A 16610-nucleotide genomic window follows, 5' to 3' on the forward strand; every position below is an offset into this window, starting at 1 on the left:
TAAACGCACCGCCTCGTGTCAATACTCAGCCTTGTAAACTCGTCCCATTCCACGTCTCCTTCATGACCAGCTTCGGTCTTAAAGGTCCGGAACTAAACCGTGACACGTCCAATCCGCGTCAGTGACGGATTATGTCCTTACGTCCGCAGCCGAAGCCGATTTGCGGGGGATTATCCGTTACACCCGGTCGCAGTGGGGAGACGAGCAGCTTCGCCGCTATATAGACACTCTCGAGCATACACTCGTCGGTGTCGCACGAGGTCTCGGCACCTACCGCCCGATGGAGAGTATCGCACCGGATCTACGGATGGTGCGATGTGAGCATCATTTTGTGTTCTGTCTGCCGCGCCCCAATGCATCTGCTCTTATCATCGCCATTTTCCATGAAGGTATGGACCTTATGGCGCCTCTCGCCGAGAGGCTGTGATCGTTCCTCCACCTTTTTGCTCTCCCAACTGAACTTCTACGGCAGCTAGACAGGGGGAGAGGTCCTGCTGCTTTCGGGAACGTCCCTTCGGGAAGCCGACTGTCCGCAACGGCCTTTTGCGTCAGCCACGCCGTTGATACCATCGTGGAGTGAAAAACGTTACGAACTAGAACCATTTATGCCGGCTAAGACAGACTTTCTGTCAACTGCTCCCAGTTTCCATACGCAAATGCCTGCATGGCGGTCTCGTCCAGACCGCAGTGTTCGAGAAAACGTCGCGCGTCGCCGCCGGGACGGTACTGATACGGATAATCGGTGGAGAACAGCAACCGGCCATGTCCGACGATACGTGCCGCCTGTTCCAGATAATGCGGCAGGAACATGCCGCTCGCCGTGACATACAGATTGCGCCGAAAATAGGTCATCATGGAGTGCTCTAGCCCGGACGCGCGATCCATGTTGGCGATACGCTCGGCATAGAACAGGACCAGTTCGCCCCAGTGACCCAGAATGATTTGCAGGTTAGGGAAGCGATCGAAATGGCCTGCTAAGACGAGCCGCAGAAACTGGATGCCGGCGTCATAATGTCAGCCAAGACCAAAGCACGAAAAGACGGCGTCCACCTGCGGGCTGAAACCGGAATAGTAGGCATCCCGGACGGCCTTCTCCGGCGCTCTCGGATGAAGCAGGACGGGCACCTTCAGCGCCGCCGCACTCTGGAAGATCGGAAGCAGGTCGGCATGGTCCAAGTTGCGATGGCCCACGCGCCCACACAGCATCGTTCCCTTGAAGCCGAGCGTCCTGACGCAGCGTTCGAGTTCCAGGGCGGCTTCATCGGGCAGCGTCGCCAGCACCTGAAAGCGATCCGGATGGCGGGCGACCGCCTCCGCTACGGCATCGTTCGCGCGGCGCGCCAGATCGACGCTGTTGGGCCCGAGATCGTGCAGTGACGGCGCGGTGAGCGACAGCACCTGCACGTCCAGCCCGGTCTCGTCCATGAGCGTGAGCCGATCTTCGGCGAGATCGGTCAACCGCTTTTCAAGCGGGCCGCCGTGAAACGCCACGCTCGGATCAGCGGATTCAAGGCCGATGGCGGACCAGACGTCCTTCACCTCGGGCGTCAGGAAATGCTCTTCGATGCCGATCAGTTTCATGGAATGGTTCCTTTCCGCAAGCTTCCTGTCACAAAGGGACATGCCTGTTTCACGACGTCGAAAATAGGTGCGGAGCAGGAGCAGGCGCCAGACGCATCCGGATCAATGTGTCATTGCATGGGACGCTATCTGTCGCCGGTCATCGTTGATAGGCTCGTCGCATGGAGAACGTGGATCTTAATCTTCTGATCGCGCTGGATGTGCTGCTCGACGAGGCCAGCGTCACCGGCGCGGCCCGTCGGCTCGGGCTCAGCCCATCCGCCATGAGTCGCACGCTGACGCGCCTCCGCTCGGCCACCGGCGATCCGTTGCTGGTGCGCGCGGGCCGGCATCTCGTGCCCACGCCCTATGCGACGGACATTCGCGATCGCGTGCATGCCCTGACCCGCGACGCGCAGGCCGTCCTGCGTCCGCAGCATCGGGAAGTGGATTTGAAAGCGCTGGATCGGACATTCGTCCTTCGTGCCAATGAAGGCTTTCTGAATGTTGTCGCAGCACCTCTGGTGACTGCCATCATGAAAGAAGCACCATGGATTCGTCTGCGGTTTGCGCCCAAGCCGGACAAGGATGCGTTGCCACTGCGAGAAGGACGGATCGATCTGGAAATAGGCGTTCGGGGCGCGTCCGCGCCGGAAATCCGAAGCCGGCTCCTGTTCCGGGACGCGTTCATCGGTGTGGCGCGCATCGACCATTCCCTTTTCATGGATGGGAATATCAGTGTGGCGCGCTACGCCGCGTGCCACCATGTCGTGACCTCGCGACGAGGGACGTTCCGGGGACCGGTTGATGACGCGCTGGAGCAACTGGGGTACCAGCGCGCCGTGTCGGTCGTCGTGCCCGGATTTCCGGATGCGCTCGAGATCGTGCGCCAATCGGATCTGGTGACGCATGTGCCGCGATCGTGTCTCGCGAACCTTTCCGATGAGTCCGCAGGGATATCGCGCCTGAGACCATTCCAGCTCCCCGTGAAGACACCTGAAATCGCCATTTCCGCCATGTGGCATCCTAGGCAGAACGCTGATCCTGCCCACCGCTGGCTTCGCGACAGGGTGCAGGCGGTTTGTCGGAAAGTTCTCGCTCGCTGACGACGTCCGTTTTCGGAAAAGCGCTTTACGGCTTCAAATGTCCGGGATGAGGGCGACCAAACACCTAAGCGCCCGTGGGGTCGTTCGGTGTCGGCTAAGATCTGTTGGTCGCACGTTAATCGATGAGGATGAGATTCCCGTATATTCAGCCTGAGACAATTCTGTAGTGATGCTATCCGCTCTATCGCACGTTCTGCAGGAGTGTCAGGAGCAGCGCCATGCTCTGTTCAGCCGTGCTCAGCCCTTTCTTCTCGCGCATGCGCCCACCGGCCTGCAAGCTGATCAGACCGTGCGCCGTGGCATAGATTAACCCGGCGAGTTCGCGCGTGGCGATTGCAGGCAAAGCCTGTGTGCCCTGGGCATCCTCGACGAGGCTCGAAAACGCCATGAACGCTTCCAGTGCTGCTGCCTCAAGCGTTCCTCCAGTTGTGCCGACATCCGGATCGCTGAACAGCAGGTGGTAGCGCGCGGGATAGTCGCGACCGTAGCGGATGAAGGTGTCCAGCGCCACTTTCAGTCGCTCAATAGGGGGGGTATCTCCGGCGCGTGCCTGATCAAACACTGCAGCCAGCATCCTGAAGTCGCGTTCAGCGATCGCAGCCAGCAAAGCGCTTCGATCCTTGAAGTGACGATAGGGCGCATTGTGCGAGACGCCAACTGCCTGCGCGACCGCACGCAGGGTGACAGCCGCGTCACCTCCGTCGTCCAGGAGAAGCGCCGCTTCCGTAACCAGTTTTTCCCGCGTGCTCACTCAACCTCACTGTGCCTGATGCGCTTCCGGCCCGACGAGCCGGGCTGAGTCCTCCCACAGCTTGTGTGCGCGATCCACGTCGTACGATATGGCGGAAGAGCGTGTTTCGATCAATCGGCCACTAGTCGACTGAAGTTACTTGCCAGATGCATTCGCGAACGCCGGGTCAACCGCCACGCGGGCAAGCGCGTCGCCGGAGAAGGGGATGTTGCCCATGGTGACGCCAAGCGTCCTGAACAGCCATTTGGCGAAGGCCGTCCGCATGAACCGCTGCGCCATCACGGGGGCCGAGCGGCTCAGGCCCGTCTCCACGATAAGGCCCGGATCGAACGCGATCGACTGGATCGAGGATCCCTGTTCTCGCAGACGCCGCGCGAGTTCGTAAGCGTAGAGGATGGTGCAGAGCTTGGAGGTGGAATAGCGGACCCCCCAGGGGAAGTGGCTTGCCGTGCTGACCATCGGTGGCGAGCCGCACAGCATCGGGCTCCGCCGCCTTGCCGACCATCTTGCCGTTCATCGTCTCCGGATCGTGCGTGCCACTGGCGGTGAAAACAATACGGCCGTGATCGTCCACATCGCCCAGGAGCAGGTTGAGCAGCAGGAAGTGACCCAGGCAGTTGGTCGCGAAGGTCTTCTCGAACCCCTCAGCCGTATATTGGGGTTGCCCCATGAACTGCGCCCCTGCATTGAGCAGGAGCACCTGCAACGGTGCGACGGCGCCTTCGCGAACCATCATGGCCTGGACCGCTGCAGCCCCGGCACGTACGGAGGCCAGCGAAGCCACATCGATAGCGACGGTTCTGATCCGTGCGCGGTACCGCGTCCCAAGGTCACGCGCGACGGCATTGACTTCCGTCTGGTTACGACCTGGCAGGATGAGGTCGAACCCACCCTGTTCGAGAATTTTGGTGGCAGCCTCCAGGCCGATGCCCTTGTGACCCCCGGTGATCAGCACAGTTCCCATGATTTACACCCTTGTTGACAATGTCAACTTAGGTTCTAGGTTGACGCTGTCAACAAGGGTGTGGAGATATTGATATGATGACGGAACTCAGGCGCCGGGCGGAAGCGAAACAGATGATCCCGAATGCGGCGGTGGAGGCATCGCGCTCGATCATCATCGGCGTATCAGTTGATGTCGTCTGGCGGTTGCTGACCGATGTGTCCAAATGGCCCCGATGGTACGGCTACCTGAAAGGCGCACGTCTCGATGGGAAATTCGCCAGCGGAACGGCGCTGACATATGGCGGCTTTTTCAAGCACCGGTTACGAATAGCCATAATTGAGCCCGGCAAGCTCGTAATGCTCTACGGGACCATGGCGGGATACACGGGCATCACGCGCTGGGACATAAGGAACCTGGCGAAGGGAAAGACCGAAGTCACGTTCAATGAGTCATCCGATGGCCCACTGATCGGGTTCCTTTATGGAAACGCCAGTCTCGGCCGACACCTTGAATGGTGGCTTTTGGCAGTGAAAGTAGAAGCTGAACGGCTGGCTAGGTGAAGACACCCACTTCTGCTTTCAAGATTTGCGGTTGGGTTTTTTCAAAATCATAAAAGAGATTCGTCGCTCACGTGTTCGGGCATTTCGGAAACCACGAAGACCCGTTTTATGCCGAACAAACTTGGCTGGAACCGGGCAAATCATCGACGACCCTCGCAATATTCGCCACATAACTTCGCCAGAAGCGGGCGCTTAAAGGCTAAGCACGCCCCTAGTGGTTTTTCAGTTCGGACTACCATTGGCATTTCGCCGGACAGCTTGAGGCGGCTGGTGAAACTCACGCAGGAAGGCACGCCGCATCCGCTCGGGATCGTGAAAGCCGGTCATGACAGCAATGGTTTCGATGGGGAGCGTCGATCTTTCGGCACGCTCCCGTGCTGCCTCCAGACGCAGTCGTTCTACCGCTCTGGCGGGACTCATTCCTACGGACGTCCGGAAACTGCGTGAAAAGTTTCGGGGGCTCATGCCGACCTGGCTGGCGAGAATATCTACGGTCAGGCGCTGTTTCAGATTGGAACGGATCCATCCCAGAAGATCGGCAAAGCGTTCCTGAGTGCTCCCCATCTCCAGGAGAGCCGAGAACTGGGATTGGCCTCCGGGACGGTGATAGAAGACCACCATCTGCTGCGCCGTGCGGCGCCCGATATCTGCACCGAGATCTTCGGTGACTAGCGCCAGAGCCATGTCGATGCCCGCGCTGATACCCGCAGACGTCCAGATCGAGCCATCATGGATATGAATGGCGTCTGACGAGACCCTGAGTTCCGGAAATCGTGCTTTCAGGGCGCCGGCTTGTTGCCAGTGCGTCGTCACGCGGCGTCCATCGAGCAAGCCAGCAGCAGCCAGCAGAAAAGCCCCTGTACACACGCTGCATATCCGCCGTGCCGCACCCGCTTGATATCGTAGGAAAGCCTGCAACTCCGGGCAGGCCATCGCCGCTTTGTGACCTTCGCCCCCGACGACGACAAGCGTGTCAAAAGACCCCTCCTTCGCGAGAGGGAAAGTCTCAAGCGCCATCCCGGAAGACGACCGGATCAAACCGCCGTTCCGGGACAAAGGTGTCGTGTCATACGCTCCGTCCCCAAACGCGTCGGCGATCTCGAAGGCTGCCGTTACGCCAGCTGCGTCGAGTAACTGAAAGTCAGGATAGAGAAGAATACCGATCCGTCTGGGCATGTCCTGAAATGAGGGATGATTGTCCTTTCGTCAAACGCTCTTACGGGAAACACTGACAGACACAGGATCAGTCAGTGATCCGTTCCCCAACCAGAGGCGGAATTTCCAATGTCCCGACCACCCCTTCCTCCCTTCAATATCGACACTGCTGTTCAAAAAGTCCGTCTCGCCGAAGACGCATGGAACAGCCAGGATCCCGAAAAGGTAGCGCAGGCCTATACCCCTGACAGCCAGTGGCGCAATCGCCTGGAATTCATCAATGGACGAAAGGAAATCGTCGCCTTCCTCACGCGGAAATGGGAACGCGAGCAGGATTACCGGCTCATCAAGGAGCTCTGGGCTTTTCGGGACAACCGTATTGCTGTCCGTTTTGTCTATGAATGGCAGGACCGGACCGGGCAGTGGTTCAGGTCTCATGGAAATGAGAACTGGGAGTTTGATGAGGAAGGGTTGATGCGTTCCCGTCTGGCATCGATCAACGATCAACCCATTTCTGCCACTGACCGCCTTTTTCACTGGCCTGCGGGTCGTCGCCCGGAGGGTCATCCGGGCCTCTCCGGACTGGGATTATGATCCATTGTACCAAGACTGATTTTCAGGAAAATACCATAGCGCGGGAGATGACTGACATGAGGGCTGCCCTGAAGCCCTCCATTACGACGCCGCGCGGAATGCCTTGCGCCCTTCCGCGTCCAATGCCGCGAAGTCTTCGTCGGATAGCGTGATGTCGGCAGCGGCGACATTCTGCTCCAGATGGGCGACTTTGGAGGTGCCCGGGATCGGTAACATTACCGGGCTTCGCTTCAGGATCCAGGCCAGGGCGATCTGGCTCGGCTGCGCGCCGTATTTCCCTGCCATGGTGTCCAGGATCGAACCCGGTCTGGCGAGGTCGCCGGCGGCAAGCGGAAACCAGGGGATGAACCCGATGTTCCGGGCCGTGCAATAATCGAGCACGGCCTCGCTGGTGCGATCGACGAGGTTATAGCGGTTCTGAACGGTCGCCACGTCAAAGAACTTCGATGCCGCCTTGATGTTTTCAACGGAGACCTCACTCAATCCGGCATGACGGATCAATTTCTGATCGATAAAGGATCTGACCGCATCGAACTGCTCGTCCGCCGGGACCCTGGGATCAATCCGGTGCAACTGCCACAGATCGATCTGTTCGACGCCGAGATTGCGCAGGCTCTTATGCACCTGCTGGAGCAGGTATTCCGGTCGCCCGACCGGCTTCCAGATGTCCGGCCCCGAACGGGTCAGGCCGCTTTTCGTGGCGATCACGAACCCCTTGGGGCGGGGGTGCAGCGCCTCCCTGATCAGCCATTCCGAGACATCCGGTCCGTAGGAATCCGCCGTGTCGATGAAATTGACGCCGAGTTCGGGAAGGCGCTTCAGCGTGCGGATAGCCTCGTCGTGATCGGCAGGCGGCCCCCATATGCCCGGGCCGGTGATGCGCATCGCACCGAAGCCAAGCCGATTGACGCTGAGATCGCCGCCAATCGTGAAGGTGCCGGAGTTCGCGGCGTTGGAGGGTGAATGGGTCATGGTCCTCACTCCTGTTTTCCTGCGGGTGGCTGGTGATCAGTCATTCCGTCACGCAGTGAAGCCGCCATCGATGTTGTATGCGGCGCCGGTGATGATGCCAGCCTCTGGCCCGGCAAGATACGCTACCAGTCCGGCGACCTCTGCGCTCGTGGTATGGCGTTTGATCGCCATGAAGCTGTGCATGACGTCCTTCAGCGGGCCATCGGCAGGATTCATGTCGGTATCAGTGGGGCCGGGCTGAACGACATTGACGGTGATGCCCCGCGCGCCGAAATCACGCGCCAGCCCCTTGACCATGCCTTTCAATGCCGATTTGCTGGCACTGTACGCAGCAAGTCCGCTCATCGGCATACGGTCGGCATTGGCTGAGCCGATGAAAACGATTCGGCCTCCGTCGGGCATATGGCGTGCGGCAGCAACCGCCGAATGGTAGGGCGCGTGGATATTGATGCGGAAAAGCCGGTCGATGTCGTCCGGGGGTATTTCCAGCGGGTCGCCTGCGCCAAGAATTCCGGAATTGACAACCAGCACGTCGAGAGGCCCCAGTGAGTCGATCAGCGCGATGAGAAAGTCGCGGTCGCCGCTATCGGCGCGCAGGGCCTCGCTTCCGGTCTCGGTAGCCAATGCCTGGGCGTCGTCAGGGGAGGAAAAATACGTGAAAGCGACTTTCGCGCCATCCGATGCAAAGCGACGCACGATGGCGGCACCAATTCCGCGGCTGCCACCAAGCACGAGAACGGATTTGCCAGAGAAACTGCTCATGGCCGGGTTCCCGCCGATGCCAAGATCCCGGCAAGTCTGTCGAAGGCTGGCTGATAGATGTGTGTCGGCATTCTGGTTTCCATGTCGGCCGCGTGTTCGGCAGGCGCTTCAAACTGCCCGCGCCACTGGATAAACGTTCGGTCACCATCCGTTATGGGCAGAAGACTGATCGTCGAGCAGTAGTTCCGGATCGGCAAAGCCGCCTCAATAATCGAGAACGTCACAGCATGATCCACATCAGATAGCGCCAGAAGCTGTTCACGGATAACGCCGACATCGCCCATCTCGAGACGACGGATCGCGCCGACGCGGTCGCCAGAATCGTGGCCTTCGATTGCGCAGTGTTTCACCCCCGGCAACCAGTTTCCAAGGGCACCGAAATCACGGATCAGTCTCCAGACGGATGAAACGGGCGCATTGATGACGCTGCTGGCCATAACGTGGATCACAGGGACTCTCCCGGTTGTGGCTGTTGAGCCATCACAGTGACTGTCCGCCGGTCACTTCAATGCGCTGGCCATTCACCCAGCGCATGTCGTCAGACAGGAGGGCACGCACCGCAGCCCCGATGTCGTCGGGTTGGCCGACGCGCCCGAGGGGCGTGATGTCCGCCAGACTCTTGTTGATCCCGGCATCGTCACGGACCAGACCACCGCCAAAATCCGACGCCACTGCTCCAGGGGCGACCGCATTGACGGTAATGCCCCGCGCGCTCAGTTCCTTTGCCATATAGAGCGAAATGACTTCAGTCGCCGCTTTCATGGCCGAGTAGGGACCATGATCCGTCAGGTAAAAACGCGTTGCGGCGGAGGTAATGTTGAGAATACGGCCACCGTCACTGATCAGGGGAAGGAGCGCCACCGTCAGCAGGCAGGGGCCTTTGAAGTGGACATTGTACTGATTGTCGAGCTGTTCGGATGTCGCTGCATCGAAGCGGGTATGAATGATATTGCCAGCGTTCTGGACAACATAATTCAGTTTCTGTTGCCCGAATTCACTTTCGAGAAGTGCTTTGACCTGCTGGGTAAAATCCGCGAACGATTTATGGTCCGCAATATCCAGCCGCAGCATGCGCAGTTTTGCGGTTTCTCCGCCAAGCGCTGCTTCGGCAGCTTTCGCCTCGTCTTCGTTGGAATGATAGGTCCCGATCACGTTGATGCCCGAGGCAATCAGGTTCTTCGCAACACTGTATCCAATGCCGCGATTGGCGCCTGTGACGAATGCGATGTCGTGTTTGCTCATAACCGGATTCCTTGGCCGAGATACGGCGATATGTTCCGGAACTTAATTTCCGTATCGACCAGTCCATAATATGCGCATAAAGCATGGTCAAGGAATTATGGAATGGGTGATACGGAAAAGCATTACCCGAGTCCGGGCTCCAACTGCCTTCGGTACGTCAGCGTCTTTCTGGGCGCTTTCCTGTTTCAGGTAGCGCCGCGTTGGCATCCCACAACATCAGGAGAGATGTGATTGCCGCGTCCAGATTTTTTGACGTCATCCCGTCCCTGGCCTCGCATGTCATGCCGTGGAAAAATGTCGTGAGAATATCGGGCAGCACATCTGTTGCTGCGCAATTCCGCAGTTCGCCATTGGCAATGGCGCGTTCCACGCAGGCTCTGATGCCTGCCCGAGTGCGTTGTCGTTCTACGGCAAGGAGAGCCTGAACAGGTTCGTTTTCCGGGGAACAGTTGCTGGCGCCACACACGACAAGGCAGCCGGCCGGGTGCGTTCGGGCTGCCTGCATGCCCGCTGACCCGCATAATGTCCGTTCGATGGCATCGCGCGGTGACAGGCTCTCATCCCACAAAGGAGCCATGACCTGCCCATACGTTGCCAGATAGTGCTGCACGACTTCACGGAACAGGGCTTCCTTAGAGTTGAACGCGGCGTAGAAACTTGCGGGCGAAATGTTGCCCATGCAGGCTTTGAGTTGAGTCAGGGACGTCGGTTCATATCCCTGCGCCCAGAAAAGCGCCGTGGCGGCGTCAATCGCTTTGTCCCTGTCAAACTCACGAGGACGTCCTGTCCGCGCCATGCTGTTGCCCCTTCCGAAAGACTTCCATATTAAATGATCCAGAAGTGATTGCCAAGATTTTGCTGCCCTCATATATGTGTATCAATCGATCTATATATGAGGGCCATATGACCCCGAAGACGACATCACCCAGACAGAACCCCGGTGACGAACTGCCCGTTGCCGGTCTCCTGGCGCTGGCGATGACCGGCTTTATCTGCATCATGACCGAAACTCTCCCGGCCGGTCTGCTGCCCCAGATCGGGACCGGCTTGCATATTTCCCCTGCATTGGCAGGACAGATAGTCACGGCTTACGCCCTCGGCTCCCTAAGCGCCGCTATCCCTCTGACGCTCGCCACGCAGCGATGGCGGCGGCGAAAGGTTCTGTTGCTCGCGATCGTGGGCTTCGTGGTGTTCAATTCCATCACCGCGCTTTCCACACATTACGGACCGGCCCTTATTGCCCGTTACGGTGCTGGTGCTGCGGCAGGTCTGGCCTGGGCGTTGCTGGCCGGATATGCGCGTCGGATGGTGACGCGCACCCAACAGGGACGCGCCTTGGCAATCGCCATGGTGGGCACGCCAATCGCGCTCTCGCTGGGGGTTCCCGCCGGTACATGGCTGGGAGCTGCTGTCGGCTGGCGACTGGCCTTCTGGATCATGTCAGCCTTGACCCTGCTGCTGATCGTCTGGGTTCTGGTCAAGATGCCAGATTTTCCGGGCGCCGCACATCACGAGCGTCTGCCGTTCCGGCATGTGCTGGGAACGCCCGGCGTGCGGTCTGTTCTGGGCGTCGTGATCGCCTGGATGCTCGCCCACAATATTCTCTACACTTATATTGTGCCGTTCGTGACGCCCGCAGGATTGGCGGGCGAAGCGGATGGTGTTCTGCTGCTCTTTGGCGTCGCTGCACTTGCCGGCATCTGGCTGACCAGCCGCACGGTCGATCACGCCCTGCGTTTCTCCATTTTGGTCAGTCTCGCCGTATTCGCGGCCGTTGCTGGTGTTTTCACAATCGGATCAGCGTCCCCCACGGTGATCATAATCGGTGTCGCGATATGGGGACTGACATTCGGAGGAGCTGCGACGTTGCTCCAGACGGCGCTCGCCGATGCGGCCGGAGACGGTGCGGATATCGCACTGTCGATGAATGTCGTCGCCTGGAACAGTGCCATAGCCGGTGGAGGGCTTCTGGGTGGCGCATTGCTCGACACATGGGGCGCCGTGTCATTCCCCTGGGCTGTATTGGGCCTCCTTGCCATTGGCTTCCTGATTGCATGGAAAGCCCGATCCCACGGATTTCGACCTGGCCACCGGCTCGGGCATGGGGGCTAGACCTAAGAATTCGCTGTGGACTTGTGGAGTTACCGCGCAGTTTCGGCAAGGATGAACGCATTTATGCTAACGACGGTTTGTACCAGATGATTTTACTCATAATCTGAATGGTTGGCCGGACCTTATCTGATCTTGAATTGTGACCACCCGAGAATGTTCGCTTTCAAGAAAAAAGGAATAGACACTTTATGACCGACATGAGCCGATAGCCGACTACTTCCTCAGATCGGCGATACCGAAGTTCACCCCCATCCATCAGAAGTCGTAGGCAGTCATGGTGCCCTGCCCGCTGCCCGCTTCCCGCACTAGCCGTGGTATTTCGATCCCCTTGATCTCTGGGCCCGTCCGGCGGTCGTGCGGGCAGCCTGACGCGGCGTCACATACCCGGCTCTGGCACCGGTTCATCAAGCGTCTGGCGGTAATGGCGCTCCAGCATCTGCCCGATAATCCGCGCCTCATCCTCGGGCGGTATCGGAAGCGACGCTGCCGCCGAGTCTTGTCCGCCGCTCCCGCTCTGCCCCATCGCCTGTTGTTGCACCGTCATGATCTGCGTCAGCGGCGTTCCCACGAAATCACCCAGAGTAGCGTGCTGCATCACCTGTCCACACTCGGGCCGCCGCTTTGAAGTGGCTTGCGATTCAAAGCCTGCAGATCTTAGCGCAGTCATGTCCGGATTCGGACCACCTGCATGCGGTCGCGATAACATCGAAATCAACATCGACTTCCAGCGCGACCCACTGACCCGTGGCCCATGATCCCTGACCGATGCCAAAGGCCGAGCGTATCAGTTGGGCGTGTCCCGTATCATGGCGCCGTCGTGCCGTTTCTATCGAACGTGAACGGGAGTATTACTGATCGGATAATACCACGCAGAGACAACGTTCCGATGGCCTCATAGGTGTTTACGCCCGTTTTGCGAACCGAAGTTGCCGAAAAGGTCGCCTCGGGAAACCGGGCAATGTCGAACCAGTCCCGTCCGGGAAGCGCTGTATCGCGCTGTCGGTCCCCGGTGGCGGCACTGGACAGATCCACTGTTACCCTGATCCAGAATGTCTCGGGGTGAACCGGATCGAAAGAAATGGCTGACCTGCTCCCCGGAAACCCGGCCATTTTGATTTGGAATTTTCCACTTATGATCCCGTACCCGGGATGAGGAGAGTTTCATGAAGGCATCGAAGTTCGCCGAGGCGCAGATTGCGTTTGTTTTGAAGCAGGCGGAAGGGGGGGGACACCTGTCGCCGAGGTCTGCCGGAAGGCAGGCATTTCAGATGCGACGTTCTACAACTGGAACTGGCGGAAGAAATATGCGGGCCTGATGCCATCCGAAATGAAACGGCTGCCTCAGCCCGAAGACGAGAACGGGAAGCTGAAACGGATTGTGGCGGACCTGTCGCTCGACAAGGCGATGCTGCAGGACGTGCTGTCAAAAAAGCTCTGAGGCCTGCGCGCAAACGCGAACTCGTGGGCAAGCTTCAGGGGGAGTGGAAGATCTCGACACGCGCGCTTGTGTGGTGCTGCAGATCGATCGTTCCCTCTATGTCTACAAGTCGAAGCGCGGCACGCAGGCCGAACTGACACAGCGGATCCGGGAGATCTGCGAATCCCGTGTGCGCTATGGCTACCGCCGCGTTCATATCCTGTTGCAGCGGGATGGCTGGGCCGTAAACCCGAAGCGGATCTATCGTCTTTACAAGGAGTTGGGCATGCAACTGCGCAACTAAGGTGCCCAGACGCCGGGTCAAGGCGAAGTTGCGCGAGGACCGTCGTCCGGCGGCGCACACCAACGACACCTGGGCAATGGATTTTGTTCACGACCAGCTTGCGACGGGCCGCAAGATCAGGATCCTGACCATGATCGACACCTTCTCCCGTTTCTCGCCGGCCACTGATCTACGGTTCAGTTATCGCAGCGAGGATGTCGTCCAGACCTTGGAGCGGATCTGCGGGCAGATGGGTTATCCCAGGAGCATCCGGGTCGACCAGGGCTCGGAGTTTGTCAGTCGGGATCTGGATCTATGGGCGTATCAGAAGGGGGTCGTGCTCGACTTTCCCCGCCCAGGCAAGCCGACCGACAACAGCTTTATCGAGTCCTTCAACGGCAAATTCCGGGCCGAGTGTCTGAACGCGCACTGGTTCATGAGCCTTGACGACGCCCGGGCAAAAATAGAGGCTTGGCGTCAGGACTACAACGAGGTCCGGCCGCACAGCGCCATCGGCAACAAGCCGCCGATATCGCTGCTGAACGGCTCCGCGGCATACCCGCCGGCTGAGCCTTGACACCCCGGGAGATTCCAGCTCGCGCTGGCCCAAATTCGGGGAGCACGTCAGGTGGCAGATGGCCCGCGAGCAGTTCGAGCGTGCCCGTGCGCTGGAACGGAAACAGGCCCGTCAGAACCGATCCGGTCGCATGCGGTAGCCTCCCTCCCCGGCTGCGTTTTCCCCGGCGAACGACCCTTCGTCGGGCAGTCGTGTATTTTTCTTGTGACCATTATGGTCCCGTGATATAAGGTCAGTCAATGAGGATCATCGCCCGTCGCACGCTGAGAGAGTTCGTCGACAGTCTGGCGGGCCAGAAGGACCAGATGGCCGTGAAGGCGGCGCTGGACGCCTGGTTCGCCGAAGTCGGCAGGGCCGCCTGGACGAGCACCGCCGATGTGAAGCGGCTCTATGCCACGGCGAGCATCGTCAGCGCGGAGCGGATCGTCTTCAACATCAAGGGCAACGCCTATCGCCTGGTCGTGGCGGTCGATTTCGAGAAGAGCATCGTCTGGATCAAATGGATCGGCACGCACAGGGCGTATGACAGGATCGACGTGACGGAGGTGGAGCATGACGGCTGATCTGAAACCCATCCGCAACGAGGCGGATTATGACGCGGCGCTGGAAGAGGTCGGGCGCCTGTGGGGTGCCAAAAACGGCACGCCAGACGGCGACAAGCTCGACGTACTGGCCACCCTGATCGACGCCTATGAGGCGAAGCACCATCCGATCGACCCGCCCGATCCGGTCGAGGCGATCCGCTTCCGCATGGAGCAGCAGGGCCTCACCCGCAAGGATCTGGAACCGATGATCGGCCCGCGCAACCGGGTGGCCGACGTGCTGAACCGCAAACGCGGCCTGTCGATCGACATGATCCGCCAGTTGCATGACGGCCTCGGCATCTCGGCCGAGGTGCTGATCCGGCCCAGCCGGATGGACAAGGTCGCCTGATAGGAAACACCGCCATGACGCGCGTCGCCCTGTATGCTCGTTACTCTTCCGACAACCAGCGTGAGGCGTCGATCGACGATCAGTTCCGCATCTGCCGCGAACACGCCAGGCGCGAGAAGTGGAAAGTGGTCGGCGCCTATAAGGACGCGGGCATCTCCGGCGCCAGCATGATCCTGCGCCCTGGTATCCAGACCCTGTTGCAGGATGCCCAGGCCGGACGCTTCGACATCGTGCTGGCCGAGGCGCTGGATCGCGTCTCGCGCGACCAGGCTGACGTCGCCACCCTGTTCAAGCATCTAAAATTCGCCGGCGTGCCGATCGTCACCCTGGCCGAAGGCGAGATCAGCGAACTGCATGTCGGCCTCAAGGGCACGATGAACGCCCTGTTCCTCAAAGATCTGGCCGCCAAGACCCATCGCGGCCTGCGGGGCCGGGTTGAGGATGGCAAATCCGGCGGCGGCTTATGCTACGGCTATCGCGTCGTCCGGCAGTCTGGTCTGGAACCGGCAGCGCTATGTCAAAGACCCGTCCACCGGCAAGCGCGTCTCGCGCCTTAACCCGGAATCAGAATGGGTCATCACAGACGTGTCCGATCTGCGAATTGTTGATGACGCACTCTGGCAGGCGACAAAGGCCCGCCAGAGCGTCATCGCCGAGAAATACGTCAACGTGACCGAGGCTGTTCGCGCCCATCACAAGCGTAATCGGCTTAATGGCACGCGTCGGCCTAAATCCCTGCTGTCGGACTTGTTATTCTGCGGCCTGTGCGGTGGTCCTTACGCACTGCGGGGTTCAGACCGCTTCGCCTGCTCGTCCCACGTCACCAATGGCTCCTGCACCAACAGCCGGACGATCCCCCGTCCCGATCTGGAACGCCGCGTGCTCTCCGGCCTCAAAGACCGGATGATGGCGCCGGAGATCGCGGCCGAGGCGATGCGTGCCTATGCCGAAGAGACCAACCGTCTGAATCGCGAGCGTCGCTCCAATGCCGATGTCTGGCAGGTGGAACAGGTGAAGGTCGAGAAACAGATCCGGGGCATCATCGAAGCCATCAAGGAGGGCATGTTCCATCCCAGCATGAAGGCGGAGATGGATGCGCTCGAAGCCCGCAAGACCGAACTGGCATCCCTGCTGTCTGACGTCCCCGACGATGTGCCGGACCTGCTACCAAGCGCCTCGGCGATTTACGCCCGCAAGGTCGGCCGCCTGACCGACGCCCTCAACCGCCCCAAGGAACGGCTTGAAGCCGCCGAAGCGCTACGGGCGCTGATCGAGAAAGTCGTGCTGACACCCGGTCCGAACCGGGGCGAGATCAACGCGATGCTGTATGGGGAGTTGGGGACGATCCTGGCCTGGATTGAGCGGCAAGCCATTGGAAAGACTGAAAAAAGAAACACTCCCGGAGCAAAGCTCTCGGGAGTGTCGGTATCAGTGTTGCGGGGGAAGACAACCGACGATACCTGCGATTGGTAGAGCGCGAGATACCCCGCCTCGCCGCATAACAGAGGAATAATGCGCGTGCGCGCAAGGGCATACAATCTCAATCCTTGCTACAAGCACATCGCCTCATATATTCCCATAATATGGTCAATATGTGAGGCACGCTATTATGTCCGAGACCACATTCCTCTCCGATGCCT

At 59.6% G+C, this 16610-nt stretch carries 17 protein-coding genes and 4 pseudogenes; 9 read left to right on the forward strand and 12 right to left on the reverse strand.

From position 1 onward, the window contains the following. The first annotated feature begins 121 nt into the window (after positions 1-121). The gene (locus GOB90_RS15775) at positions 122-427 is read left to right on the forward strand and encodes a type II toxin-antitoxin system RelE/ParE family toxin (RefSeq protein WP_146891585.1); all 306 of its coding nucleotides are present in this window, start codon (positions 122-124) and stop codon (positions 425-427) included. A gap of 185 nt (positions 428-612) precedes the next feature. On the opposite strand, the pseudogene GOB90_RS15780 reads toward GOB90_RS15775, so the two are convergent. Then, positions 613-1623 (reverse strand): annotated as a pseudogene (locus tag GOB90_RS15780) (amidohydrolase family protein). A 119-nt stretch (positions 1624-1742) separates the two neighbouring features. On the opposite strand from GOB90_RS15780, the gene GOB90_RS15785 reads away from it, so the two are divergent. After that, a complete protein-coding gene (locus GOB90_RS15785) occupies positions 1743-2666 on the forward strand; it encodes a LysR family transcriptional regulator (RefSeq protein WP_146891580.1) in 924 nt (307 codons plus the stop codon). A gap of 181 nt (positions 2667-2847) precedes the next feature. Here the strand turns inward: GOB90_RS15785 and GOB90_RS15790 are convergent, their stop codons facing one another. The 3 genes and pseudogenes from GOB90_RS15790 to GOB90_RS19840 form a co-directional block, all read right to left on the reverse strand. Then, on the reverse strand, positions 2848-3417 hold the full coding sequence (locus tag GOB90_RS15790) for a TetR/AcrR family transcriptional regulator (RefSeq protein WP_146891577.1): 570 nt from the start codon (positions 3415-3417) through the stop codon (positions 2848-2850). Positions 3418-3552: 135 nt separating this feature from the next. Continuing rightward, positions 3553-3876: a Rossmann-fold NAD(P)-binding domain-containing protein gene (locus GOB90_RS19330; protein WP_242012100.1), complete on the reverse strand. Its 324-nt coding sequence runs from the start codon at positions 3874-3876 to the stop codon at positions 3553-3555. Between the two features lie 133 nt (positions 3877-4009). Next, a pseudogene (locus GOB90_RS19840) lies at positions 4010-4381 on the reverse strand (SDR family NAD(P)-dependent oxidoreductase); the annotation flags it as partial. A gap of 74 nt (positions 4382-4455) precedes the next feature. Here GOB90_RS19840 and GOB90_RS15800 point away from each other — a divergent pair. Then, positions 4456-4923 (forward strand): SRPBCC family protein, encoded by a 468-nt coding sequence (locus tag GOB90_RS15800; RefSeq protein ID WP_146891571.1) that lies wholly within the window; start codon positions 4456-4458, stop codon positions 4921-4923. A gap of 222 nt (positions 4924-5145) precedes the next feature. Here the strand turns inward: GOB90_RS15800 and GOB90_RS15805 are convergent, their stop codons facing one another. Then, the gene (locus tag GOB90_RS15805; protein ID WP_146891568.1) at positions 5146-6099 is read right to left on the reverse strand and encodes a GlxA family transcriptional regulator; all 954 of its coding nucleotides are present in this window, start codon (positions 6097-6099) and stop codon (positions 5146-5148) included. Between the two features lie 108 nt (positions 6100-6207). On the opposite strand from GOB90_RS15805, the gene GOB90_RS15810 reads away from it, so the two are divergent. Continuing rightward, positions 6208-6672 (forward strand): nuclear transport factor 2 family protein, encoded by a 465-nt coding sequence (locus tag GOB90_RS15810; RefSeq protein WP_146891565.1) that lies wholly within the window; start codon positions 6208-6210, stop codon positions 6670-6672. 81 nt (positions 6673-6753) lie between these two features. On the opposite strand, the gene GOB90_RS15815 is transcribed toward GOB90_RS15810, so the two are convergent. The 5 genes from GOB90_RS15815 to GOB90_RS15835 form a co-directional block, all read right to left on the reverse strand. Further along, positions 6754-7644, reverse strand: a complete 891-nt coding sequence (locus tag GOB90_RS15815) for an aldo/keto reductase (RefSeq protein WP_146891562.1) — start codon at positions 7642-7644, stop codon at positions 6754-6756. A 48-nt stretch (positions 7645-7692) separates the two neighbouring features. Continuing rightward, positions 7693-8406, reverse strand: a complete 714-nt coding sequence (gene bdcA / locus GOB90_RS15820; RefSeq protein WP_146891559.1) for an SDR family oxidoreductase — start codon at positions 8404-8406, stop codon at positions 7693-7695. Continuing rightward, entirely contained in the window at positions 8403-8855 is a 453-nt protein-coding gene (locus tag GOB90_RS15825) for an SRPBCC family protein (RefSeq protein WP_146891556.1), read from the reverse strand. Before GOB90_RS15825 ends, bdcA begins: the two co-directional genes overlap by 4 nt. A gap of 31 nt (positions 8856-8886) precedes the next feature. Then, entirely contained in the window at positions 8887-9648 is a 762-nt protein-coding gene (locus tag GOB90_RS15830; protein WP_146891553.1) for an SDR family NAD(P)-dependent oxidoreductase, read from the reverse strand. 157 nt (positions 9649-9805) lie between these two features. Beyond that, positions 9806-10444, reverse strand: a complete 639-nt coding sequence (locus GOB90_RS15835) for a TetR/AcrR family transcriptional regulator (RefSeq protein WP_146891550.1) — start codon at positions 10442-10444, stop codon at positions 9806-9808. Between the two features lie 107 nt (positions 10445-10551). On the opposite strand from GOB90_RS15835, the gene GOB90_RS15840 reads away from it, so the two are divergent. Further along, positions 10552-11760, forward strand: a complete 1209-nt coding sequence (locus tag GOB90_RS15840; protein WP_146891547.1) for an MFS transporter — start codon at positions 10552-10554, stop codon at positions 11758-11760. A 376-nt stretch (positions 11761-12136) separates the two neighbouring features. Here the strand turns inward: GOB90_RS15840 and GOB90_RS15845 are convergent, their stop codons facing one another. Together GOB90_RS15845 and GOB90_RS15850 are read right to left on the reverse strand one after the other, a co-directional pair. Continuing rightward, on the reverse strand, positions 12137-12355 hold the full coding sequence (locus GOB90_RS15845; protein WP_146891544.1) for a hypothetical protein: 219 nt from the start codon (positions 12353-12355) through the stop codon (positions 12137-12139). 209 nt (positions 12356-12564) lie between these two features. Then, positions 12565-12870: a YceI family protein gene (locus GOB90_RS15850; RefSeq protein WP_146891541.1), complete on the reverse strand. Its 306-nt coding sequence runs from the start codon at positions 12868-12870 to the stop codon at positions 12565-12567. 53 nt (positions 12871-12923) lie between these two features. On the opposite strand from GOB90_RS15850, the pseudogene GOB90_RS15855 reads away from it, so the two are divergent. The 4 genes and pseudogenes from GOB90_RS15855 (at position 12924) to GOB90_RS15870 (ending at position 16443) form a co-directional block, all read left to right on the forward strand. Then, positions 12924-14037 (forward strand): annotated as a pseudogene (locus tag GOB90_RS15855) (IS3 family transposase). Positions 14038-14276: 239 nt separating this feature from the next. After that, positions 14277-14600, forward strand: coding sequence for a type II toxin-antitoxin system HigB family toxin (locus GOB90_RS15860; protein WP_146891538.1), 324 nt, complete (start codon positions 14277-14279; stop codon positions 14598-14600). Then, entirely contained in the window at positions 14590-14970 is a 381-nt protein-coding gene (locus GOB90_RS15865) for a helix-turn-helix domain-containing protein (protein ID WP_146891535.1), read from the forward strand. The genes GOB90_RS15860 and GOB90_RS15865 overlap by 11 nt, the downstream gene beginning before the upstream one ends. 14 nt (positions 14971-14984) lie before the next feature. Beyond that, a pseudogene (locus GOB90_RS15870) lies at positions 14985-16443 on the forward strand (recombinase family protein). The last annotated feature ends 167 nt before the right edge of the window (positions 16444-16610 follow it).

Source organism: Acetobacter oeni, from assembly GCF_011516825.1.
Taxonomy (GTDB): domain Bacteria; phylum Pseudomonadota; class Alphaproteobacteria; order Acetobacterales; family Acetobacteraceae; genus Acetobacter; species Acetobacter oeni.

Bases quoted from the DNA above. Each gene is read 5' to 3' on its own strand.
- GOB90_RS15850 (WP_146891541.1), bottom strand. From the start codon at position 12,870: ATGGCCGGGTTTCCGGGGAGCAGGTCAGCCATTTCTTTCGATCCGGTT.
- GOB90_RS15865 (WP_146891535.1), top strand. From the start codon at position 14,590: ATGACGGCTGATCTGAAACCCATCCGCAACGAGGCGGATTATGACGCG.
- GOB90_RS15800 (WP_146891571.1), top strand. From the start codon at position 4,456: ATGATGACGGAACTCAGGCGCCGGGCGGAAGCGAAACAGATGATCCCG.
- GOB90_RS15815 (WP_146891562.1), bottom strand. From the start codon at position 7,644: ATGACCCATTCACCCTCCAACGCCGCGAACTCCGGCACCTTCACGATT.
- GOB90_RS15840 (WP_146891547.1), top strand. From the start codon at position 10,552: ATGACCCCGAAGACGACATCACCCAGACAGAACCCCGGTGACGAACTG.
- GOB90_RS15845 (WP_146891544.1), bottom strand. From the start codon at position 12,355: ATGCAGCACGCTACTCTGGGTGATTTCGTGGGAACGCCGCTGACGCAG.
- bdcA (WP_146891559.1), bottom strand. From the start codon at position 8,406: ATGAGCAGTTTCTCTGGCAAATCCGTTCTCGTGCTTGGTGGCAGCCGC.
- GOB90_RS15785 (WP_146891580.1), top strand. From the start codon at position 1,743: ATGGAGAACGTGGATCTTAATCTTCTGATCGCGCTGGATGTGCTGCTC.
- GOB90_RS15805 (WP_146891568.1), bottom strand. From the start codon at position 6,099: ATGCCCAGACGGATCGGTATTCTTCTCTATCCTGACTTTCAGTTACTC.
- GOB90_RS15830 (WP_146891553.1), bottom strand. From the start codon at position 9,648: ATGAGCAAACACGACATCGCATTCGTCACAGGCGCCAATCGCGGCATT.
- GOB90_RS19330 (WP_242012100.1), bottom strand. From the start codon at position 3,876: ATGGTCAGCACGGCAAGCCACTTCCCCTGGGGGGTCCGCTATTCCACC.
- GOB90_RS15835 (WP_146891550.1), bottom strand. From the start codon at position 10,444: ATGGCGCGGACAGGACGTCCTCGTGAGTTTGACAGGGACAAAGCGATT.
- GOB90_RS15860 (WP_146891538.1), top strand. From the start codon at position 14,277: ATGAGGATCATCGCCCGTCGCACGCTGAGAGAGTTCGTCGACAGTCTG.
- GOB90_RS15810 (WP_146891565.1), top strand. From the start codon at position 6,208: ATGTCCCGACCACCCCTTCCTCCCTTCAATATCGACACTGCTGTTCAA.